General features: G+C 32.7%; 21 protein-coding genes. 4 read left to right on the top strand and 17 right to left on the bottom strand.

Translation table 11 applies throughout. From position 1 onward, the window contains the following. Nucleotides 1-7: 7 nt before the first annotated feature. On the top strand, nucleotides 8-1501 hold the full coding sequence (hutH, locus tag ISP71_06585) for a histidine ammonia-lyase (GenBank protein ID MBL6663754.1): 1494 nt from the start codon (nucleotides 8-10) through the stop codon (nucleotides 1499-1501). Here the strand turns inward: hutH and ISP71_06580 are convergent. Genes ISP71_06580 through ISP71_06565 form a run of 4 tightly spaced genes read right to left on the bottom strand, consistent with a single transcriptional unit; the run spans nucleotide 1498 to nucleotide 5146 of the window. Beyond that, nucleotides 1498-2697, bottom strand: coding sequence for an SAM-dependent methyltransferase (locus tag ISP71_06580; protein MBL6663753.1), 1200 nt, complete (start codon nucleotides 2695-2697; stop codon nucleotides 1498-1500). The genes hutH and ISP71_06580 overlap by 4 nt on opposite strands. Continuing rightward, nucleotides 2697-3779, bottom strand: coding sequence for an AI-2E family transporter (locus ISP71_06575; protein ID MBL6663752.1), 1083 nt, complete (start codon nucleotides 3777-3779; stop codon nucleotides 2697-2699). The genes ISP71_06580 and ISP71_06575 overlap by 1 nt, the downstream gene beginning before the upstream one ends. A 12-nt stretch (nucleotides 3780-3791) precedes the next feature. Then, the gene (locus tag ISP71_06570) at nucleotides 3792-4445 is read right to left on the bottom strand and encodes a DUF4159 domain-containing protein (GenBank protein MBL6663751.1); all 654 of its coding nucleotides are present in this window, start codon (nucleotides 4443-4445) and stop codon (nucleotides 3792-3794) included. Beyond that, nucleotides 4442-5146 (bottom strand): 16S rRNA (uracil(1498)-N(3))-methyltransferase, encoded by a 705-nt coding sequence (locus ISP71_06565; protein MBL6663750.1) that lies wholly within the window; start codon nucleotides 5144-5146, stop codon nucleotides 4442-4444. The genes ISP71_06570 and ISP71_06565 overlap by 4 nt, the downstream gene beginning before the upstream one ends. 86 nt (nucleotides 5147-5232) lie before the next feature. Between ISP71_06565 and ISP71_06560 the strand changes: the two genes are divergently transcribed. Then, the gene (locus tag ISP71_06560; GenBank protein ID MBL6663749.1) at nucleotides 5233-6033 is read left to right on the top strand and encodes an aminotransferase class IV family protein; all 801 of its coding nucleotides are present in this window, start codon (nucleotides 5233-5235) and stop codon (nucleotides 6031-6033) included. Here ISP71_06560 and ISP71_06555 read toward each other — a convergent pair. Then, nucleotides 6025-6582 carry a YqgE/AlgH family protein gene (locus tag ISP71_06555; GenBank protein ID MBL6663748.1) on the bottom strand — a complete coding sequence of 186 codons (558 nt, stop codon included), beginning with the start codon at nucleotides 6580-6582 and terminating at the stop codon, nucleotides 6025-6027. The genes ISP71_06560 and ISP71_06555 overlap by 9 nt on opposite strands. A 49-nt stretch (nucleotides 6583-6631) precedes the next feature. After that, complete coding sequence (locus ISP71_06550; protein MBL6663747.1) at nucleotides 6632-7471, bottom strand: MBL fold metallo-hydrolase; 840 nt, start codon at nucleotides 7469-7471, stop codon at nucleotides 6632-6634. 74 nt (nucleotides 7472-7545) lie between these two features. Between ISP71_06550 and ISP71_06545 the strand changes: the two genes are divergently transcribed. Then, nucleotides 7546-8898, top strand: coding sequence for a peptidoglycan synthetase (locus tag ISP71_06545; GenBank protein MBL6663746.1), 1353 nt, complete (start codon nucleotides 7546-7548; stop codon nucleotides 8896-8898). Nucleotides 8899-8932: 34 nt separating this feature from the next. Here ISP71_06545 and rho read toward each other — a convergent pair whose 3' ends face one another. Further along, nucleotides 8933-10363: a transcription termination factor Rho gene (rho, locus tag ISP71_06540; protein MBL6663745.1), complete on the bottom strand. Its 1431-nt coding sequence runs from the start codon at nucleotides 10361-10363 to the stop codon at nucleotides 8933-8935. A 176-nt stretch (nucleotides 10364-10539) separates the two neighbouring features. Here rho and ISP71_06535 point away from each other — a divergent pair, with 176 nt between their 5' ends. Further along, entirely contained in the window at nucleotides 10540-10929 is a 390-nt protein-coding gene (locus ISP71_06535; GenBank protein ID MBL6663744.1) for a DUF4293 family protein, read from the top strand. Here ISP71_06535 and ISP71_06530 read toward each other — a convergent pair. From ISP71_06530 to ISP71_06485, 10 genes are read right to left on the bottom strand one after another with little or no spacing between them, the layout of a single operon-like run. Next, nucleotides 10926-11417, bottom strand: a complete 492-nt coding sequence (locus ISP71_06530; protein MBL6663743.1) for a metallophosphoesterase family protein — start codon at nucleotides 11415-11417, stop codon at nucleotides 10926-10928. The two genes, ISP71_06535 and ISP71_06530, sit on opposite strands and share 4 nt — an antisense overlap. Further along, a complete protein-coding gene (locus ISP71_06525) occupies nucleotides 11418-13208 on the bottom strand; it encodes a gliding motility-associated C-terminal domain-containing protein (protein MBL6663742.1) in 1791 nt (596 codons plus the stop codon). A gap of 42 nt (nucleotides 13209-13250) precedes the next feature. Continuing rightward, complete coding sequence (locus ISP71_06520) at nucleotides 13251-13982, bottom strand: tetratricopeptide repeat protein (protein MBL6663741.1); 732 nt, start codon at nucleotides 13980-13982, stop codon at nucleotides 13251-13253. Beyond that, entirely contained in the window at nucleotides 13982-15754 is a 1773-nt protein-coding gene (locus tag ISP71_06515; protein MBL6663740.1) for a protein BatD, read from the bottom strand. Before ISP71_06515 ends, ISP71_06520 begins: the two co-directional genes overlap by 1 nt. Further along, a complete protein-coding gene (locus ISP71_06510; GenBank protein ID MBL6663739.1) occupies nucleotides 15755-16468 on the bottom strand; it encodes a tetratricopeptide repeat protein in 714 nt (237 codons plus the stop codon). It abuts the gene before it with no gap. Beyond that, nucleotides 16458-17501 (bottom strand): VWA domain-containing protein, encoded by a 1044-nt coding sequence (locus tag ISP71_06505; protein MBL6663738.1) that lies wholly within the window; start codon nucleotides 17499-17501, stop codon nucleotides 16458-16460. The genes ISP71_06510 and ISP71_06505 overlap by 11 nt, the downstream gene beginning before the upstream one ends. Beyond that, nucleotides 17501-18493, bottom strand: coding sequence for a VWA domain-containing protein (locus tag ISP71_06500; GenBank protein MBL6663737.1), 993 nt, complete (start codon nucleotides 18491-18493; stop codon nucleotides 17501-17503). Before ISP71_06500 ends, ISP71_06505 begins: the two co-directional genes overlap by 1 nt. Further along, nucleotides 18483-19352 (bottom strand): hypothetical protein, encoded by an 870-nt coding sequence (locus ISP71_06495; protein ID MBL6663736.1) that lies wholly within the window; start codon nucleotides 19350-19352, stop codon nucleotides 18483-18485. Before ISP71_06495 ends, ISP71_06500 begins: the two co-directional genes overlap by 11 nt. Continuing rightward, the gene (locus tag ISP71_06490) at nucleotides 19349-20218 is read right to left on the bottom strand and encodes a DUF58 domain-containing protein (GenBank protein ID MBL6663735.1); all 870 of its coding nucleotides are present in this window, start codon (nucleotides 20216-20218) and stop codon (nucleotides 19349-19351) included. The genes ISP71_06495 and ISP71_06490 overlap by 4 nt, the downstream gene beginning before the upstream one ends. After that, nucleotides 20218-21222, bottom strand: a complete 1005-nt coding sequence (locus ISP71_06485; GenBank protein MBL6663734.1) for a MoxR family ATPase — start codon at nucleotides 21220-21222, stop codon at nucleotides 20218-20220. Before ISP71_06485 ends, ISP71_06490 begins: the two co-directional genes overlap by 1 nt. Between the last annotated feature and the right edge of the window lie 103 nt (nucleotides 21223-21325).

Raw genomic sequence — 21325 nt, 5'->3', positions numbered from 1 at the left:
GTTTGCTATGCATCAGATTGATAACACATATTTGACCTTAGAAAAATTGCATGAAATTGTTCATGAACAACAGGTTATAAAATTGTCTAAAGATGCTAGTAAGCGAATTTTAGATTGTCGTTCTTTCCTAGATGAACAATCTGATAATAGCACACCAATTTATGGTATCAATACTGGTTTTGGCTCCTTATGTAACGAATCCATTTCTCAAGAAAATTTGGAAGAATTACAAGTGAATTTAGTCATTTCTCATGCTTGTGGTTTTGGTGAAGAAGTTCCTAGTTCTATTGTAAAACTTATGCTTCTTTTAAAAGTTCAGTCTTTATCGTATGGTTATTCGGGCGTTCAGCTACAAACCGTCAATAGACTTATTGATTTCTACAACGAAGACATTTTACCTGTTGTTTATCAGCAAGGTTCTCTAGGTGCTTCTGGTGATTTAGCCCCTTTAGCTCATCTTTCTTTACCATTGCTTGGTTTGGGTCAAGTATATTATAAAGGTCAGAAAGTCAAATCAGAGCAAGTTTTAAAAGAAATGGATTGGAAGCCTATTAGTTTAAAGTCTAAAGAAGGGTTAGCCTTATTGAATGGCACCCAATTTATGAGTGCATACGCACTTCATACACTTTTCAAGGCTTACAAACTATCTTATTTAGCCGATTTAATTGGCTCTGTTTCTTTAGAAGCCTTTGATGGTAGAATAGAACCATTTAATGAATTAGTACACCTTATACGCCCTCATAGTGGGCAGTTAAAGACGGCTAAAAATATTTCAGAATTTTTAGAGGGTAGCGATTTAATCAAACAGGAAAAAGTTAATGTTCAAGACCCATATTCTTTCCGTTGCATACCGCAAGTACATGGAGCAACCAAAGATGCTTTAGATTATGCTAAAAACACTATTATTACTGAAATCAATTCAGTTACTGATAACCCTAATGTCTTTGCTAAAGAGGGTAAAGTAATATCAGCAGGTAATTTTCATGGTCAGCCATTAGCATTAGTTATGGATCATATGGCAATAGCATTATCCGAGTTGGGAAGTATTTCTGAAAGAAGAATTTATCTTTTGGTATCAGGGCAAAGAGGTTTGCCTCCTTACTTGACGCCAAATGTTGGTTTGAATTCTGGTTTTATGATACCACAATATACGGCTGCAAGTATTGCTAGTCAAAACAAACAATTGTGTACTCCAGCATCTGTAGATAGTATTGTATCATCGAATGGTCAAGAAGATCACGTTAGTATGGGAGCAAATGCTGCTACAAAACTTTATAAAGTCGCTGAAAATATCGAAAGAATATTAAGTATTGAGTTGATGACTTCCTCTCAAGCCTTATCTTTCAGAACTAAAAAGTCTTCTGATTTTATAGAAAGTTTTGTGAATAGTTTTAGACAAGAAGTAGCTGTTTTATCTAAAGATGTAGTGCTTCATGATGAAATGATGAAGTCGCAGCAATTTATTCAGAATTTATCTTTAGAGGAAAGTTTAATATACTAACACTTACTACAGATTAAAAGTCTCTTTTCTTCATTCATTAAAGTAGTGGCAAAAATATAATCATTACCACCTTCATTTAGACCTAATTTTTTACGAATCTCATTTACTGAATTAGGGAAGTTTCTCTTAGAAATATTTGCTTTTTTAGACTTTATAGCCGTTTGAATTTCTTTTTTACTCAATCGACATATCGTATTCAGTTCAAAACATCTTCCAGGAAAATCTTTTACATAATTTTCTGAAGTATAAAGATGACTGTTAGAATGAAGTTTACTTAGTTTAAAAGCTAGGGCAATAGACTTAAAAGCACCAGCTTTTAAAATACTTGCATTGGGTTCGTAAATGTACTTTAGTGGCAATGATAAGTTTATTGTAGTATTAAGTTCTTGCTCATTGTCAAATTTAAAAGTGAAGTCTTTTACTAAATCTTTACAAATTATAGATGTTTGCTTTTTACTTGAATTAGCGTCAATGAGAAACAACAATTCTTTACATTCATTATTGACTGCTATGACGTGTATTTCTTTGAGCTGAGGCAATTGCTCCATAGCTAGTTTGATATCAAGCAAAGGCGAGGTTTTAACTAAGATTTGCTTTCCCTTTTCTAAAAGTAGGTTTAAGTGCAGTATGATATTTGGGGTGTATTCCTCTAGTCTTACGACTTTGGTATTGTTTTCATTTCTCCTTGAAGGGTCAATATAAATCAAGTCAAAGCTCTGATTAGTTTGCTTTAAATATTCAATGCCATCAGTAAAATGAGATTCAACTTTTGCTTGCAAACACTTCAAGTTATGTTGTGCAATAAATTGTAGTTCCAAATCCTTTTCGCAATGAATAGTATTTTTAAAAGATTTACTGATAAAAAAACTGTCTATTCCAAAGCCACCAGTTAAGTCAATACAGGATTCGCCTTTACAAATTTTGGATTTATATAAAGCAGTATGCTCAGATGAGCATTGTTCCATGCTAAGTTGTTTAGGAAAGATGAGATTTTTATGATTTTTCCATGAGGGTATTTTCGTTTCAATTATTTGCCTAGCCTTGAGTTGATTGGCTAAAATTCCACTATCTACTTCTAGTTTTTGATTTAATGAAAACAGAAGTTTGTCAATAGGATTCTTATAATTTTTTGCTATAAAATCTTGCCAAAACTCATCGTTCAGAAAGTTGTATTTATTCTTAAAGTCAGTAGACATTAAATGTTTTTAGTCAATTCTTGAACCAGTTTGAATTCAGATAAAAACTCTTTGGCAATAACTCTAAAAAGAGTGTAAAAAGGTATGGCTATAATCATTCCTAAAACACCCCATAAAGTACCTGCCGAAATAACAATTATGAAAATTTCTAAGGGGTGTGCCTTTACTGAATTAGAAAATATGAGTGGTTGTAGAACGAAATTGTCAATTAATTGCATAATGGCAAATACAACACATATTTTTAAACTTAATGGAATAACTTGTGTATAAAAGTCCAAATCTAAATTAGTTGAAATACCAATAATTACACCAATTATAGCTCCAATCATAGGTCCTATGTATGGGATAACATTTATAATCCCAGCTAAAAATCCAATTAGAATAGCATTCTTAATTCCTAGAATAGAAAGTCCAGTGCTAACTATAATAGTAATAATGATTATTTGTAATATTATTCCAATAAAGTATCTACTTAAAAGTCGCTTTGTGTTTTTCAACACGTTCAGAATCTGATTTGTTTTGCTTTCAGGAGTTAGGGCTAACAAAAAATCACTGTACAGCTTTTTTTCTTTTAAAAAGAAGAAAGTGATGAATATAATAGAAAATAAAGCAATTATGCTGTTCCCTAAAATTCCTATGGCCGAATTGAAAATAGATTTTACATCGGTAAGGCTGAATAATTGAACTATCTCATTATCAATAGACGATTTTTCATCCAATAAATGTTTGTCTTTTAGCCAATTTTCTAAATCATTTATGGGTTCCTCCAGTTCTAATGATACTGCTTCAAAATTAATTTTAGATATGATTCTAGCTTCTTCCATCACTAAAGGAGTAAAAAGAGCAAAAAAACCTGTAAAGAATGTCAAAAGAACCAGTAGCGTAATAACACTTTTTAGGGCGTTGGGTAAATTTCTTTTTTTGATTTGGATTCTACTGAGCAATTTCATTATTGGCCTACCGATAAGTGCCAACACTAGTGATACTATTAAGTATACAACAATTGTTTTGAGATAAAAAACTAGCACTATTCCAATAATTGATGCTATGAGTATAATGCTGTTTTTGAGGGTGCGGTTCATTTATCTAATGTATTAGTTTTGGTTTGAAAAAACAAAATCGATAATATTAGCTCCCATTTTTAGGGCTTTTAGCCTAATTTCAGGACTATCGTTGTGTACTTCAGCATCTTCCCAGCCGTCACCTAAATCACTTTCGTAAGAATAAAATACGACCATTCTGCCTTCGTGAAAAAGTCCAAACCCTTGTGACGGTTTAGCGTCGTGTTCGTGTACTTTTGGCAAACCATTATCGAAATCATAAGTCTGATGATATATAGGGTGAGAATAGGGTAATTCTACAAATTCACTTTCAGGAAAAATTTTCTTCATCTCTGGTCTTACAAACTTATCCATACCGTAATTATCGTCTATATGAAGAAATCCACCACCAATCAAATATTTTCTTAGATTTTCGCTTTCTTCTGTTGAAAATATAACATTTCCGTGACCGGTCATGTGTACGAAAGGATAATTGAAAATATCTGTGCTTCCTACATCAACAATATCGTATTTTCTGTCAATATTAGTTCCTAAATTTTCATTGCAAAAAACAATTAGATTGTTTAATGCCGTAGGATTAGAATACCAATCGCCACCACCATAATATTTTAACACAGCAATTTTGTATGATGGAGAAGAAAAACCAAATGCTATTATGACAATACTTAGGAAGATTAGCTTTTTCATTGATTTAATAAATTTATTGTGTGACAACTTACTATTGCAGCAGTTTCTGTTCTAAGTCTATTTTTACCTAGTAAAACTGCAGAAAAACCATGTTTCAGAGCATGGTCTATTTCTTTTTGGCTAAAATCGCCTTCTGGACCAATCAATACTAGGGTGTCAGCACCTTTTTTAATGACTTCCTTAAGTTGTTTTTTTTCGTCATTTTCAACACAATGAGCAATGTATCGTTCTTCTACAGTATTGTTACTAACGAAACTATCAAATGAAACAGCCGCATTAAGTTTTGGAAGGTAGGCTTGTTTTGATTGCTTCATAGCAGCTACTAATATTTTATTCATTCGCTCAAGTTTCAAGACTTTTCTTTCTGAATGTTCACATAGAATTGGTGTAATTTCATTAATCCCTATTTCTGTAGACTTTTCCAAAAACCATTCGAAACGTTCATTCATTTTTGTAGGTGCAATAGCTATATGAATATGTATGGTGCTTTTACCATAATTACGTTCTACTTGATCTATTTTTAATTGACAGGATTTTGGATTGTCACCAATCAATGTTGCTTTGTAAAACCCACCTTTACCATCAACAAGATGAATTATATCACCAATTTCTTTGCGTAATACTTGAATACAATGTCTACTCTCTTCCTTTGAAAGAGTGTATTCATCTGAATTTACGTCTGGCGTGTAAAACAATTGCATATTATTTTCAAAAGTATAAAAAACTAAATTTACTCATCTAATTTTATTTTCTTTGTTCATTATGGTTGACCTTTATCAATTGGTGTATGTTTTATAATCAGAATGGTGAAATTGTAAGTGCTGTTCGGCTAGAGATGAATAACCGTTCTTTCTTGTACGGAGACGGTTTGTTTGAACGTCTTAGACTGTTTAACGGTCAAGTTTTCAATAGAAAAAATCATTACAACAGATTATCTTTTTCATTGAAAGAGTTACAACTTAATATTTCAGTTTCTATAGATGAGCTTTTTGAACAAGTAGAGTATTTAGCTCATCATAATGGGCTAACTTCTTGTAGTGCTAGAATTTCGATATATAGAAACTCAGGAGGCTTATATACTCCAGAGACACTTCAAGCTAGTTATGTAATAGAAACTATGGGCCAGGCATCTGATTGTTTTTCATTAGGTGATGGTCTGCAGATAGGAGTTTATGACAAGCATCTTAAATCCAAAAGTTTACTATCTACAATAAAGTCTTCTAGCGCAAATTTATATGTATTGGCTTCATTAGAAAAGAAAAGCAAAAGCTTAGATGAATTATTATTACTTAATTCTGATAAACGACCTGTTGAGGGTACGAACTCTAATTTATTTATTGTAAGAGATGATAAGATTTTTACACCACCACTTTCTGAAGGGCCTCTGATGGGTTGTATGCGTTCATTAGTGTTAGACCATTTCGCAGTTGAGGAGGTAGCTTTAGATTTAAAAGATATTCAAATAGCTGAAGAGATTTTTTTTACCAACTGCAATGGCGTTCGCTATGTCAAGAAGTTTGGGCAATTTGAGGGCTATACCAATACAATATCAAAGAAAGTCGCCACAAAATTAAATTCACTAATTTAATTCGGGGTCTTCGGGCATATTTGACCAAATAGCGTACTCTTTATCCATTTTTTTAATGAAATCACGCCACATGTGTTTATCGTTATTATCAAGAAGATGTTTTACATCTTCATTGCATACTATCCAAGATTTTTCACTGAGCTCGTGTTCTAGTTGTCCTGGACTCCAACCCGAATAGCCCACAAAAAAGCGTATTTCTTTAGCGTTTACCTCTTTGTTTATTATCAGTTTTTTTAGAGTGTCAAAATTTCCACTCCAATACAAATTATCACTAATTGGTATTGAATTATCAATTTTATCTCCTAGGCTGTGAATGTAGTGAAGCGTATTTTTTTCAACTGGACCTCCAACATGCACATTAGCATCAAAAGAGGGAAAGTCTTCAAACAAGTCGTGAATTTTAATTTTGGTAGGCTGATTAAGTATAAAGGCGATACTTTCATTATCGTTATGTTCTGTAAGAAGTAATACGGAACGCTTGAAATTTGAGTCCAACATACTTGGCTCTGAAATTAATAATCTTCCTTTTTTGGGTTTAATGTTTTTCATACATCTATAACGAACAGTTTAATTGAATTGTTACATACTTTAGATTAAATTACAGTTCATTAAGTTTAAACGTATCTTTTAGCCTAACTCCTTTTTCGGTATGCTGAACAGTACAACATTCGTTGTAATTGTCGTGCTGTAAAAAAATGACATATTCTTTGTCAGCTGCTTCGTTTAAAAATTTTTCTTTTTCGGTCAAAGTGACTAATGGCTTTGTGTCGTAGCCCATAACATAGGGTAGTGGTATATGTCCTGTGCTAGGTAGTAAATCGGCGGCAAACACTAGAGTTTTACCTTTATATTGTATATGAGGTATCATTTGTGCTTCTGTGTGTCCATTTACAAAAAGAGTAGAAAAGTCTTTAAAAAGCTCACCTTCTTGTTCAACAAAATTTAAATGCCCACTTTCTTGAATAGGGATTATATTTTCCTTTAAAAATGAAGCTTTTTCTCTATTGTTGGGTTGTGTTGCCCATTGCCAATGGTCTTTATTGCTCCAATATTTAGCATTCTTAAAAGCCATTTCAAAACCACTTCTATCCTTATTCCATTTGACGCTACCTCCACAATGGTCAAAGTGTAGGTGTGTCAAAAAAACATCTGTAATGTCAGAAGGCGAATAGCCTAAGTTTTCAAGTGAGCTATTTAAGGAAACATCACCATGCAAATAATAATGTTTTAAAAATTTATCGTCTTGTTTGTCGCCAATACCATTGTCTATTAGAATGAGTTTGTTGCCATCTTCTACAAGTAAAGAACGCATGGCCCAAGGACATAAATTATTTTCATCTGCTGGATTAGTTCTGCTCCACAAAACTTTAGGAACAACTCCAAACATAGCCCCACCATCTAGCTTAAAATAACCCGTGTCAATTGTATACACCTTCATGTTGAAAAGTTTAATTTTTTCAAATGTATAAAATGTCAATTATCTATAATTTACAATTTAAATAAATTTTATCAATGAAAGTACATTTAATAGCAATCGGTGGTAGTGCAATGCATAATTTAGCTTTAGCATTACACCATAAAGGCTTCGAAGTATCGGGTTCTGACGATGCTATTTTTGAACCATCTAAAAGTCGCCTTGACGCTTTTGGCTTATTGCCACAAAAGATGGGTTGGTTTCCTGAAAAGATTCATAAAGACCTTGACGCTATAATATTGGGCATGCATGCTAGAATTGATAATCCTGAGTTAATTAAAGCTCAAGAGTTGAAAATTCCAATTTTTTCTTACCCAGAGTATATTTATAATCAAAGTACTGACAAGAAAAGAGTTGTGATAGGGGGGAGTCATGGAAAAACTTCTATTACGGCTATGATATTACACGTTTTACATCATTACAATATGGATTGTGATTATATGGTAGGAGCTAAGTTAGATGGCTTTGATACTATGGTTAGGTTAACTGCTGAAGCTCCAGTAATCGTTTTGGAGGGTGATGAATATCTTTCCTCGCCAATTGATAGACGGCCTAAATTCCATTGGTATAAGCCTCATATAGCTATTCTTAGTGGTATAGCTTGGGACCACATTAATGTGTTTCCAACATTTGAAAATTATGTCAATCAGTTTAGGATTTTTAAAAATGATGTTGAAGATGTACTTTTTTATTGTGATGACGATAAGGTTTTATCTGATTTATGCCAAGAAGATTCTACTTGCCGATTAGAGTCGTATAGCGTTCCAAATCATTGTGTTGAAGATGGTATCACTTACCTAATAGATGGAGAGTCTAAACATAGACTTGAAATATTCGGAGAGCATAATTTACAGAATTTGAATGCTGCTTTATTAGTTTGTCAAGAATTAGGTATTCAAAAGAGTGATTTTTACAAAGCTATTTCCTTATTTAAAGGAGCATCTAAACGATTGGAGTTAGTAAAAAGAGGGGAGAGCTCAGTTGTTTATAAAGACTTTGCTCACTCTCCATCAAAACTAAAGGCAACTTCATCGGCTATGAAAAAGCAATACACCCATAGAGCATTAGTCGCTTGTATGGAATTGCATACTTTTTCTAGTCTGAATAAGGATTTTTTAAAAGAGTATTTGGGTGCTATGGACACACCTGATATAGCTGTAGTGTATTTTAGTAAAGCGGCTATAGCTCACAAAAAGTTAGAAGATATTTCTGTGGAGCAAGTCCATAAAGCTTTTGGTCGACTAGATTTAAAAGTATTTACGGACTCTAAAGATTTGCAACTTTTCTTAAAGTCATTAGAATGGAAGAATCGAAATCTTTTAATGATGAGTTCCGGCAATTTTGATGGTATTGATTTTAACCGCCTAGCAGAAGACCTGTTGGAAAGTTAAATGCAAAAAAAAGCCCTCAGATGAGGGCTTTTTCTTAGCTATTCATAGTCACAATGAATTCTTCATTTGTCTCCGTTCTTAGCAGCCTATCTCTCATAAATTCAATAGACTCTACAGGAGTCATATCTGCAAGATGGTTTCTAAGCACCCAAATCTTCTGAGTTAAATCTTTACCAAGTAGTAGGTCTTCTCTACGAGTACTAGATGATGTAACGTCAATAGCAGGGTATATTCTACGGTTAGATATTTTTCTATCCAATTGAAGTTCCATATTACCTGTACCTTTAAATTCTTCGAAGATAACTTCATCCATTTTACTACCTGTTTCAGTCAATGCAGTAGCTAGAATGGTTAGTGAACCACCATTTTCAATTTTTCTGGCAGCACCAAAGAATCGTTTTGGTTTTTGTAATGCATTGGCATCAACACCACCAGTAAGAATTTTACCAGATGCTGGTTGTACAGTGTTGTAAGCTCTTGCTAAACGTGTAATAGAATCTAAAAGGATAACTACATCATGCCCACATTCGACTAGTCTTTTTGCTTTTTCAAGAACAATATTTGCAATTCTAACGTGTCTGTCAGCAGGTTCATCAAAGGTAGATGCTATAACTTCGGCATTTACGCTTCTTGCCATATCGGTAACTTCTTCTGGTCTTTCATCAATCAGTAAAATCATTAGATAGGCTTCTGGATGATTAGCCGCAATAGCGTTTGCTACTTCTTTAAGAAGAACCGTTTTACCTGTTTTAGGTTGTGCTACAATCAATCCTCTTTGACCTTTTCCAATAGGAGCAAATAAGTCAATCATTCTTGTAGATAGTGAACTTTTACCATTTTCTGTTAGACGAAACTTTTCGTCTGGGAATAATGGTGTAAGGAATTCAAAAGGCACTCTGTCTCTAACAATGTTAGGATCTCTACCATTGATTTTTTCAACCTTAATTAAAGGGAAATACTTTTCTCCTTTTTTTGGCGGACGAACCGTACCACTTACTGTGTCACCTGTTTTTAACCCAAACAATCTAACTTGTGAGTGAGATACATATATATCATCAGGAGAGCTTAAATAGTTATAGTCTGAAGACCTAAGGAAACCAAAACCGTCTGGCATCATTTCTAAAACACCTTCTGCTGTAACAATTCCATCAAACTCATGTTCTTCATGACTTTTTTTATTTGGGTTGTTTCCTTTATGACGATGATTAGGGTTTTTCTCTTTGCCGTTAGGGTTGTTATTGTTGTTGGTGTGTTTAGGCTTGGGATTTTCATTTTGCTTTTTCTCTCTTTGCTTTCTAGCTTCTTCAGATTTTTTCTCTACAGAGAGTTGTTTAGCTTGAACATCTAATATTTCGTATACAAGTTCTTGTTTTTTTAATTTTTGGTAGCGTGGTACGCCTAAGTCTTTTGCTATATCTTTAAGTTCTGGTAATAGCTTTTTGTTTAATGTATGTATATCAATCATTTGATATTTTAAATTTGAGTTATTTTTTTAAATGAATTACTTTAAAGAAAAAGAGTGGGTATTTTTCATAGAGTTCAGTCGAACTCGAGTGCAATTATACTAATAATTTATTTCAAAACAAGTGATGTCTTTGATTTTAATGGTTTAATTTTGTTCCAATTCTATATTTACAGATTATGATTCAGAGAGTTCAATCCGTTTATTTATTGTTTTCAATATTTTTTATGGTAGGAATAACCTATTTTTTGCCAGTTCTGATTAGTGAAGAAGGTGAGGTCTTTTTCACTCATCAATTCATATATGCTCATATATCAATTTTAGTGTCATCTTTTTTATTGCTTTATTCCATTTTCTTATTCAAGAATAGAAAAAAACAATTGTTATTTAATCAAATTAGTAAGTTTTTACTTTCAGTTACTTTCTTTATTTTATTCTTTACTAAGGGAGAACTTTTTCCGGCCAGAGGTATGTTTGTTTTTATTATTCCTTATGTACTTATACTTTTAGCTAATAGATTCATTAAAAAAGACGAGAATTTGGTTCAATCGGCTGATAGAATCCGTTAGTGTCTATTAAACTCTATAACTTCTAGATTTTTTACTTCTCCTTTTTCGATATCGAATCTTAACATCGTAATGACTTTGTGAATACCGTAGTTTCCTGCTGCACCTGGGTTCATGTGTAATATTTCACGATTCTTATCATACATAACTTTTAATATATGAGAATGTCCACAAATGAATAAATCAGGACTATTTTTATCTAATTCTTCTCTGATGTTTTTTGTATAGTTATAAGGGTAGCCACCTATATGTGTTATCCATACTTTAACACCTTCGCATTCAAAATGTAAATCTTTAGGGCAAATAGCTCTAATTTTGTGGTTGTCTATGTTGCCATATACGGCTCTTAATGGTTTGAAAGCAGATAGTTGGTCTATCACTTCTACGGAGCCAATATCTCCTGCATGCCAAATTTCATCACAATTTTTAAAGTGTTCAAATACTTTTGGGTGCAATGTAGAGTGTGTGTCAGAAAGCAGACCGATTTTCATTTAGCGAATTAAAGAAAAATCCCCATAAAAATAATGCGATTTGTATTCAAAGTCTGTAATTTTAACCTTATAGCAATAAACACCGTTTGGACTCATTTTGTTTTTATACTTACCATTCCACCCTACATTTCTATTTTGATATATTTTCTCTCCCCATCTATTAAATATACTCAAGTCATATTCGAGTAATCCATCGCCGTAGATTTCAAAAATATCATTTTTTCCGTCTTCATTAGGGCTAAAACAGGAGGGTATGTAAAGGTTTATATATGGTCGAACCAATATATATTTGCTTACACTATCTACGCAATTTTCAGAGTTTTTAATTTTTAGTTTTACTTCGTACAAGCCAGTAGTGTCGTAAGTTATTGTATGGGTTTGTTCTGTGCCAGTTTTTTCATTTCCGAAATCCCAAAATAGGTTATCTGAATTTAGAGAATTATTTTCAAATTTTACTTCTTCATTAACATAAATTTTATCTCTATCCATTAAGAACTGAGCTTTTATGTTGTAAACGAATATTTTGAAGTTCTCTAAATCTTGACAACCATACTCAGTTTCACATTCTATGATTACATTTAAATCAGATTTTGGATAAAAATTAGTTGTAGACAGTAGTTGGCCATAAATGTTAGAAAAAGAAAGAAATTTAATATTATCGTTGGTATTAAAATTTATCGATGTATTTGAAAAATTATAACTTTGACCTGCACAGATTCTGTTATCTGAAAGAATTTCTATTTTAGGCTTGTCATAAATTTTAAAATTAATAATAGCTAATTTGCATTCTAGATCGCTAGTAATACCATACAGTTTAGTATTTTCTGTAGCTATTATGGTTGAGTCGTTTATAGGATTGGTTAGTGTACTTTCTTGAAACCATTTTATTTCCTCATTACTTTGGAGGGTAGAGTAACTATTTAAGTTGTTTATATTATAAAGACTTGTCTTCATTGAGTTTTCATCTTCACATAAATCGATTTCATGTGAAAATTGCTCTCTTTCTTTAACAAAAACTCTTACAGTGTCTTTCATTTCATAAATATTGAATGAAATATCATCAATTCCGAAGTCATTGCCAGCACCTTGTGAGTTAAGATTTACGATGCATAATTCCGCTGATGTATTAATTCCTGAATGCCATACTTCATAATAATTATCCCATGTATTTATTTCATCTGGAGCAGTAAACGAATCTCCTAATGGTTCATTATTTATACTAAATTCTAAAATTGCTGGGTTATTGGCAAATACAGATGTTACCCATGTAGAAAATTCATATTCTGTATTTTGTTCTGTATTCACAGTTTGACACCATACTTTAGTGTTAATCACTTCTGATCCATTTATTACCATGAACTTGCCATTGGGTGGATTTGTATGATCATTACCATCAAAATTATTGTGTGCTAAAGAAGCATCATTAGTTATAGTAAAGCTTGATTCATTTGATAATACACCAAATTGACCTGAATTGTTCGAATAGGTATAATCTGTATTGAATGATGTATTGCCTAACTCAAAATCGCCATTAATAATCAAGTTTTTTGAATTGGCAGTAATTATAAAATCTGTTGTAGTTGTTAGTCCACTAACAATTGGATTATGAATGTTTGGATTACTTAAATATTCTGCGGGTAACCAAGAAATTTTTGTGAGTTCTGAGTTTGCGTTTAGCTGAGTGGAACTACCTTCACAAATGGTAATATCTTCACCAGCATGTTGACAATGAGCATAGAAATTCGATAATGATACTAAAACAATAATAAGGAATATTGGTTTGAATTTCATGGTTTTTAAGTAGAACAAACGAATTTAGTATTTTTTACTATACTATTCTAGTAATTTAACTATTTTTTTCTCTACCCAACCACTTTGCCCATCTAGAAGTTTAATATGAAACATTTCTTCACTTTCATCTAATATTAATACTTTATTACCTCTATCTACATTTCCATTAGACTGATAGTTGATGTTATCATCAAATAACTTAGCTTCTTTAAGAATTATAGCATAGACTTTGTTTTCTTGAATGTTGGCATTATACATCTGAGCCCCAATTAAAAAAGTAATTATGATACTTAAAAGTAGTCCATTAAACTTCCACTTTTTTCTATTCTTGATAAACAATATTAAAAAAACTGATGAAAGCCATATCCCAGTTATTAATAAAACGCTCCATATCTTCAGTGAAAGTTGATGAGTGATATTGTTCCACCATCTGACATAAAACAATTGAGGTATAGGTTCGATTAAAGTGATTCTATTTTGAGCTAAAGCTAGGTTGTTTATAGCATTTTTATCTTTTTTTATTTGAAGTGCTTTTTCGTAATAATAAATACTTAAAGGAATTTTGCCAAATTGGTAATTTGCATTAGCTAGGTTAAAATAAAGCTCAAAAGAAAAATAGTTGGAGTCTAAAATAGTTTGGTAATTGTCTATTGCCTCAGCGTATTTTTCAGTTTGGTAGTGTGCGTTGGCAGTAATAAATAGGCTATCTAAATGGGTTTTAGAAAATCCTATTAATGACAAGAATGTAAAAAAGATGATTATTCTATACTTCATTATTTTTTTAGGTCTTGTTCTACTTCAATTATCACTGCCGTTGCTTTTTCATAAACCTCTTTCATATCTTCAGTTTCTAATGCTGAAGGTGCAAAACGACAAAACTCACATTTTTCTATAATTGATGTGAAGTTATTTATTACTGTTTCAGTCACTCCATTTTTATTAAAGTAGTCATTGATAGTGTCTTTGGATAAATCAGCCATATTTACATTAAATTTATTGGAGAAATAATTCCAAAGCGACTTTTCTATTTCTTCAAAAAACTGCTCTTTTTCATCATTTTCGAGGTGTTTTTGAGCTTTTTTTAGTCTTTTTTGAGCAAAAACAAGCGATTTTCGATATTTTCTCAAAACAGGATTTCTATTATTCTTTTCCTCAAAATATAAATTAATGAAGTATGCAATAACAGCTAAAATTGGTAATGAAACTAGTAGAATAAATAGCCATTTGTTGAAAGGGCTTTTGTTAAATCGTTCTAGCGTTGTGTCTACTTTTATTGTACTAAATGCTTGAGAATTATTGTTGTTTTGAAGTTCTTCAGAAGATAAGTAGGAGTTTTCGTTGTTTTCTCCCTTTAGAACATTTATTGTTATGTCTTGAGTTTTAAGGCTTTTGTAAGTCTTTGTTTTGGTGTTAAAGTAGCTAAATCCTACTCCTTCTATGGTGTATTCCCCTTTGTATCTTGGTATCAATAGGTGTTCAAATTCGACACTTCCTGCAATTCCACTTTTTGTACTAAATGTCTTGTCTTTTTTTTGTGGGTCATAAGCTTCAAAGTTTGAAGGGAAATCAATAGGGATATTATCTATTAAGTGGATATTGCCATTTCCCGAAAGGGTCAGCTTGTAATTAATAGCTTCATTGGCATCGGCTGTTGTTTTGTCTACAGACGATTTAATTTCAAATTGACCTACTGCACCATTAAAATTTTCAGGCGCACCATCTGGCAAATCTTTTACATTAACCGTAATATTTTTTGATTTTATCTTTTCTTCAATATTTTGATAAGAACCAAACATTCCAAACGGATCTCCAAATGGGTCTCTTCTGTTACGTTGTTTTTTAACTTGCACAGTGACGTTTATTTCCATAGGGTCAATATTTAACTTACCACTTTTTTGAGGTGTTAAGATAAATCGACTTATTTCCCAAACGTTGTGTCTTTCACCATCTATAACTTCTAATTTAGGCGTTGATTTAGTTTCTACATCTTCTTTCCAAAAGCCATTAAGTTCAGGTATAGTTGATATATTAATATCAGCTAAGTTTATTTTTGAGTACAGTTTATAGCTGACCACTATTTGTTCACCTTGATAGATGTTTCTTTTATTGACTGTTGCCTTTATATAAACGTTTTCAGCTATGTTGTAACTAGCACTAGACTTGGTGTTAGGGTTAGCCTTGGTTACATTCATTATTCCTGCTTTGGAACGAATAAGCTTTCCATTGGAAGTAATACTTGCTTCTCCAATCTTGAGTTCGCCTTCCTTTAGTGCAGTTACGTAGTAGGAGTAGGTTGTGCTTTGAGAACGGCTAATTTTGCCATTAATTATTTGCATACTACTGCTTGAAGATTGATTAGGTCCACTGATTTTCCTTAGTCCATTCAAGGTAGGCGGATTAAAGCCTGTACCTTCTCCATCTAGAGTGAAATCTATTCTAAATTCTTCGCCAACAGCTACTGGATTTTTGCTAACACTTAACTCTAAGCTTTGTCCGAATGAGAGGAAAGGTAAAAAAGCAAGTATGTAAATAATCCAATTCTTCATCTACCAATCCTTTAGAATTTTGAGTTTAACTCCCTGTTGTTTCTTCTTTTGTAAGTCCTCCTGAAGTTCTTTTTCTTGTTGTTGTAAAGCATCTAATATTTGTTGTGCTTCTTCTTCAGTCATCTCATTGGGATCTTGAGGTTGTTTAGGTTCTTCTTTTTTCTCTTCTTCTGATTGTTCTCCTTTTTCATTTTGGTTTTCACCTTTATCTTTTTCTTCTTCTTTTTGCTCCTCTTTTTCTTCCTTCTTATCTTCTTCTTTTTGCTCTTCTTTTTCTTGCTCTTGATTTTGATTTTTCATTCGCATAGCGTATGCCAAATTGTGTTTAGTATCTAAGTCTTTTGGGTTGTTTCGTAGTGCATTTTTATAGGCTTCTATGGCTTCGTCTAATTTTTGCTCTTTAAGTAATGAATTCCCCAAGTTATGATAGCTTTCTGACTTTTTTATTTTATCATCAGTTTTTTCTGATAGTGCTTTGAACAATGAATTAGCTTCACTGTAACGTTCTTGTTTATAAATTGCATCAGCCATATTAAAAGAAGCTTCATAGGAGCTTTGGTCTTTCATCAAAGCTTCTCTATATAGTTGTTCAGCATCACTGTATAAACTGTCTTTATAGGCGGTATTACCTTTTCTGATTTTACTGTTGTGGTGTTGTGCAAAAACAACAACTGAATTTAATAGAATAACAAATAATGTGAGTCTAATTTTCATCTTCTTCAAACAAATTAATTTTACTACTCCATTTATTTTTTCTTCCTTTCATTAGTGTTTCTATAATTAGAAGAATTATGGCTAATCCAATAAACCATTGGAATCGGTCTTTATAATCAGTAAATACTTTGGAGCCAATTTCTTTTTTCTCCATTTTGTTTATTTCTTTGAACAAGGCATTTAGACCACTTTGAGTTGAATTGGCTCGAATATAGGAGCCACCACCTGATTGGGCTATTTGTTTTAGCATTTCTTCATTTAAGGCAGTAATAATAGTATTACCTTCTCTGTCTTTTTGATAAGATGATATGGTGCCGTACCTATTTTTAATTGGAATAGGACCACCTTCAACAGAACCCATTCCTATAGTGTGTACAAATATGCCTAATTCTTGTGCTTCTTTAGCCTTTTCAATGGCATCATCTTCGTGATTTTCGCCATCTGTAATGACAATTATGGCTTTGTTTTGGTCATTGTCTAAATCAAAACTTTTTATGGATAATTCAATAGCTTTACCAATAGCTGTTCCCTGAGTAGGTACTATACTTGTATTGATGGTAGATAAAAATAATTTAGCGGCAGAGTAATCAGTTGTAATTGGTAGTTGTACATAAGCATCACCAGCAAAAACAATCAATCCTATTCTGTCGCCATCAAGTCTATCAATCAATTTAGATATGGATTGTTTAGCTCTTATTAAGCGATTAGGCTGCAGGTCTTCAGCCAACATACTATTTGATAAATCAATAGCAATCATTAAATCGACTCCTTCTCGTTTTACCTCTTCCATTTTGGAGCCAATCTGAGGGTTGGCAATACCTATAATGAGTGAACTTATTGCAATAGCGAACAATATAAATTTGATTCGTAGCTTAAACTCTGAGGCCATAGGCATAAGTTTATAAACTAGCTTAAGTTGTCCAAATACTCCAATAGCTTTTTTTCTCCATCTTACAGAAAGGATAAATACAAGGATTATTATTGGTATCAGAACCAATAAAAACAACCATTCGCTATTTTCGTATCTCAACATTAGGTTATACTTCTAAATACAGTGTGTCTGAGTAGAAACTCAATAATTAATAAAGTTAATGCCAAAAGTGCTAAAGGAAAAAATTCTTCTTTTTTCTTATGATATTCTTTGACTTCAATTTTGGATCTTTCCAGTTGATCAATTTCTCTATAAATGGACTCAAGAGCTTTGTTTGAAGTTGCTCTAAAATACTGTCCATTAGTAACAGAGGCTATATTTTGTAGTGTTTCTTCGTCTATTTGTACTTCGACATCTTGATATACTGTCGTGCCAAAAGGTGTTTTAAAAGGGTAAGGGGCATATCCTTGTGTACCAACACCAATGGTATAAACTCTTATGCCGAACTTCTGCGCAATCTTAGCTGCCGTTAAGGGAGCTACCGAGCCTTGATTATTGACTCCATCGGTCAATAGAATAATAACTTTACTTATGGCCTCACTTTCTTTTAGTCTGTTTACAGCAGTAGCTAAGCCCATGCCGATAGCAGTTCCATCTTCAACCATTCCACTTTTAACATTTGCAAATAAATTTTGCAATACTTGATGGTCTGTAGTTAATGGACATTGAGTAAAACTCTCGCCACTGAATATCACTAGTCCAATCCTATCGTTAGGACGTCCAGAAATAAAATTCATAGCCACATTTTTTGAAGCTTCCAGTCTATCGGGTTTTAAATCTTGAGCTAACATACTTCCCGATATATCCATTGAGATGACAATATCAATACCTTCTGTAGTCATATCTTCCCAAGATAAGGTCGATTGTGGTCGGGCAAATGCAATTATTAGAATGGCTAAAGCTGTGGTTCTAAATAGAAATACAAGATGGCGTCCTTTTGCCTTCCAGCTATTTTTAGTAATACCTTTTAAAGAAGAAATTTGCAGTTGTGCGGCTTGTTCCCTTTGTCTAAAGTAATACCATATCCAGAGCAATGGCACTAGAGTCAGGGCGTATAAAAAATCGGGGTTATAGAATGTCCAATTATTCCACATCATCGATTTCTTTTTGAGGTTTTGTTTGGTGAATAAAGTCGTACCCTATTTTTAGACTTTCTTCATTTTCTACTTGTAAAGGCTTAGCCTTAGCAAATTTAGCTAAATCAGATCTAGTCAAAAGTTCTTTTAGCTTAGTGGTATCAATTCCTTTTTGGTGAAGCTGAAAAAGAATTTCCTGTGTAGGTATTTCCATTGCTGGAGTACCAATACCGTTTTCAATGTAAGTTCTAATAATTTCAGAAAGTTCACTATAATATTCCTTTACATTATCTTCTTGCCATAATTTTTTGGCATTTAGTTTTTCCAGTTCGATAAGAGCAATTTCATAGGGTGGAATCACTCTTTCAACGGTTTTGATATCAACTGGAGTTTTCTCTCTGTTTTTGACATACCATCTAATTATGTAAATCAAAAGGGCAAGAATGAGAAGAGCTAGTAGGTAAGGGCTTAATTCTTCAAAAGTTATTGGAGTATGTATAGGTGCTTTAATATCTTTGAGTTCAGCATCTTCTGCCATTTCTATTGTATTAACTAATATGGCAATAGAGTCACTTACAAACGACTTAAACTGAACAGATGGTATATAATAAACCCCGCTATCCCAAACTGTTAAAACATAAGATTGTGTAAGTTGCCATCCTTCTTCAGTTTTAATACTGTCTATCACTGATTTAGAAACAATTTCTAGAGCACCTATAGTATCAGTGAAATGGGGTAGGCTATCGCCTTCGAATATATTTGCTTCTATACTAAAGTTTATTTGATCGCCAATAAGGATATTGGTGCTGTCAACTTTAACGCTAAGTTGAGCAAACATAGCTGTGGGTAGCAGAAGAAGTATTAGTAGCTTTTTCATTTCCCTCTACTTTTAAAAAATTGGATTAATGGCTTGATGTAATCTTTATCAGTACGCAGTTGAATGGTATCAACACCGCTTGTTTTAAACAATTGATTTATAGATTGTTCATTTTCCATATAATTTTTGTGATAAGAATCTCTTATTTCTTTGCTACTTGTGTCAATCCATTTGATTTGTCCTGTTTCGGAGTCTCTCATTTGAACAAGTCCTACGTTAGGTAATTCTTCTTCTCTTATATCGTGAATTCTAATGGCTACTAAATCGTGTTTTTTATTGGCTATTTTTAGTGGAGCGTCAAAGTCATCAGCAATGAAATCTGAGATAACAAAACAAACGCTTCGTTTTTTTATAACATTATTGAAATAACGCAATGCTTCACCAATATTTGTTCCTTTGTTTTCAGGTTCAAATGCTATTAATTCTCTAATAATTCTAAGAATGTGGGATTTCCCTTTTTTGGGCGGAATGAATTTCTCGACTTTATCACTGAAGAAAATAACTCCGATTTTATCGTTATTTTGGATAGCCGAAAAAGCTATAACTGCCGATAATTCAGTGACTAACTCTTGTTTCATTTGATTTTGTGTTCCAAAGTTTTTAGAGCCACTAACGTCAATCATAAGTATGACGGTCATTTCTCTTTCTTCTTCAAACACCTTGATGAAAGGGTTGTTGAAACGAGCAGTAACATTCCAGTCTATAGTTCTGATATCATCGCCAGGTTGGTATTCTCTGACCTCACTAAAAGCCATTCCCTTACCTTTAAATGCAGTATGGTATTCGCCTGCAAATATATGATTAGAAAGACCTTTAGTCTTCAATTCAATTTTTCGAACTTTTTTTAATAAATCGCTGGTCTCCATTATGGAATTTCAACAGTATTTAGAATTTCAGTAATAATATCTTCGCTACTAATGTTTTCAGCTTCAGCTTCGTATGATAATCCTATTCTGTGTCTAAGAACATCGTGGCAAATAGAACGAACATCCTCAGGTATTACATACCCTCTTCTTTGTATAAAGGCAAATGCTTTAGCAGCAGATGCTAAGCTAATACTTGCTCTTGGCGATGCCCCAAAACTTATTAAGTCCTTGAATTTTGTTAAGCCAAATTTTTCTGGAAAACGTGTTGCAAAAACAATATCTACAATATACTGCTCTATTTTCTCGTCCATATATACTTCTTTGACAAGTTCTCTAGCAGCAATTATCTGATTGGGTTTAAGAATTTGATTGGCTTTAGGGAAAGATTTTGCTAAGTTATTTCTGATGATTAGTTTTTCTTCATCTTTAGTTGGGTAGTCGATAACTACTTTTAGCATAAATCTATCAACTTGCGCTTCTGGTAGAGGATAAGTTCCTTCTTGCTCAACTGGGTTTTGTGTGGCTAAAACTAGAAATGGCTCATCTAACTTAAATGTTTCATCGCCTATAGTGATTTGACGCTCTTGCATAGCTTCTAAAAGAGCAGATTGTACTTTTGCTGGAGCACGATTGATTTCATCAGCTAGAATAAAATTAGCAAAAATAGGTCCTTTTTTAACCGAGAATGTTTCGTTTTTAGGACTATATATTTGTGTTCCTAAAACATCGGCAGGTAATAAGTCAGGTGTAAATTGTATCCTACTGAAATTAGCATCAATAGTAGTTGCCAATGTGTTGATAGCTAGTGTTTTAGCTAATCCAGGAACTCCTTCTAACAAAATATGACCATTGGAAAGTAATCCTATAAGAAGTCGTTCAGTCATATGCTTTTGACCAACGATTACTTTGTTCATTTCCATCATCAGCATATCGATAAAAGCGCTCTCTTTATTGATTTTGTCGTTTAATTCTTTAATACTCACAGTTGTTGAAGTTGTATCCATAGTTTAAATTTAAAATAAGTGCAAATTTAATAAAGTGCTTTAATTTTTTCAAGGTTCAAACGTCACAAATCTAATTCTATTGCCCTAAAAAATGAATTTTATT

It is taken from the genome of Flavobacteriales bacterium (genome assembly GCA_016779995.1).
Lineage (GTDB): Bacteria > Bacteroidota > Bacteroidia > Flavobacteriales > UBA7312 > UBA8444.
The sequence above is the reverse complement of the archived record's forward strand: the minus strand, read 5'-3'. Positions and strand labels throughout refer to the sequence as shown.

Bases quoted from the DNA above. Each gene is read 5' to 3' on its own strand.
- hutH (MBL6663754.1), top strand. From the start codon at position 8: ATGCATCAGATTGATAACACATATTTGACCTTAGAAAAATTGCATGAA.
- ISP71_06580 (MBL6663753.1), bottom strand. From the start codon at position 2,697: ATGTCTACTGACTTTAAGAATAAATACAACTTTCTGAACGATGAGTTT.
- ISP71_06575 (MBL6663752.1), bottom strand. From the start codon at position 3,779: ATGAACCGCACCCTCAAAAACAGCATTATACTCATAGCATCAATTATT.
- ISP71_06570 (MBL6663751.1), bottom strand. From the start codon at position 4,445: ATGAAAAAGCTAATCTTCCTAAGTATTGTCATAATAGCATTTGGTTTT.
- ISP71_06565 (MBL6663750.1), bottom strand. From the start codon at position 5,146: ATGCAATTGTTTTACACGCCAGACGTAAATTCAGATGAATACACTCTT.
- ISP71_06560 (MBL6663749.1), top strand. From the start codon at position 5,233: ATGTTTTATAATCAGAATGGTGAAATTGTAAGTGCTGTTCGGCTAGAG.
- ISP71_06555 (MBL6663748.1), bottom strand. From the start codon at position 6,582: ATGAAAAACATTAAACCCAAAAAAGGAAGATTATTAATTTCAGAGCCA.
- ISP71_06550 (MBL6663747.1), bottom strand. From the start codon at position 7,471: ATGAAGGTGTATACAATTGACACGGGTTATTTTAAGCTAGATGGTGGG.
- ISP71_06545 (MBL6663746.1), top strand. From the start codon at position 7,546: ATGAAAGTACATTTAATAGCAATCGGTGGTAGTGCAATGCATAATTTA.
- rho (MBL6663745.1), bottom strand. From the start codon at position 10,363: ATGATTGATATACATACATTAAACAAAAAGCTATTACCAGAACTTAAA.
- ISP71_06535 (MBL6663744.1), top strand. From the start codon at position 10,540: ATGATTCAGAGAGTTCAATCCGTTTATTTATTGTTTTCAATATTTTTT.
- ISP71_06530 (MBL6663743.1), bottom strand. From the start codon at position 11,417: ATGAAAATCGGTCTGCTTTCTGACACACACTCTACATTGCACCCAAAA.
- ISP71_06525 (MBL6663742.1), bottom strand. From the start codon at position 13,208: ATGAAATTCAAACCAATATTCCTTATTATTGTTTTAGTATCATTATCG.
- ISP71_06520 (MBL6663741.1), bottom strand. From the start codon at position 13,982: ATGAAGTATAGAATAATCATCTTTTTTACATTCTTGTCATTAATAGGA.
- ISP71_06515 (MBL6663740.1), bottom strand. From the start codon at position 15,754: ATGAAGAATTGGATTATTTACATACTTGCTTTTTTACCTTTCCTCTCA.
- ISP71_06510 (MBL6663739.1), bottom strand. From the start codon at position 16,468: ATGAAAATTAGACTCACATTATTTGTTATTCTATTAAATTCAGTTGTT.
- ISP71_06505 (MBL6663738.1), bottom strand. From the start codon at position 17,501: ATGTTGAGATACGAAAATAGCGAATGGTTGTTTTTATTGGTTCTGATA.
- ISP71_06500 (MBL6663737.1), bottom strand. From the start codon at position 18,493: ATGTGGAATAATTGGACATTCTATAACCCCGATTTTTTATACGCCCTG.
- ISP71_06495 (MBL6663736.1), bottom strand. From the start codon at position 19,352: ATGAAAAAGCTACTAATACTTCTTCTGCTACCCACAGCTATGTTTGCT.
- ISP71_06490 (MBL6663735.1), bottom strand. From the start codon at position 20,218: ATGGAGACCAGCGATTTATTAAAAAAAGTTCGAAAAATTGAATTGAAG.
- ISP71_06485 (MBL6663734.1), bottom strand. From the start codon at position 21,222: ATGGATACAACTTCAACAACTGTGAGTATTAAAGAATTAAACGACAAA.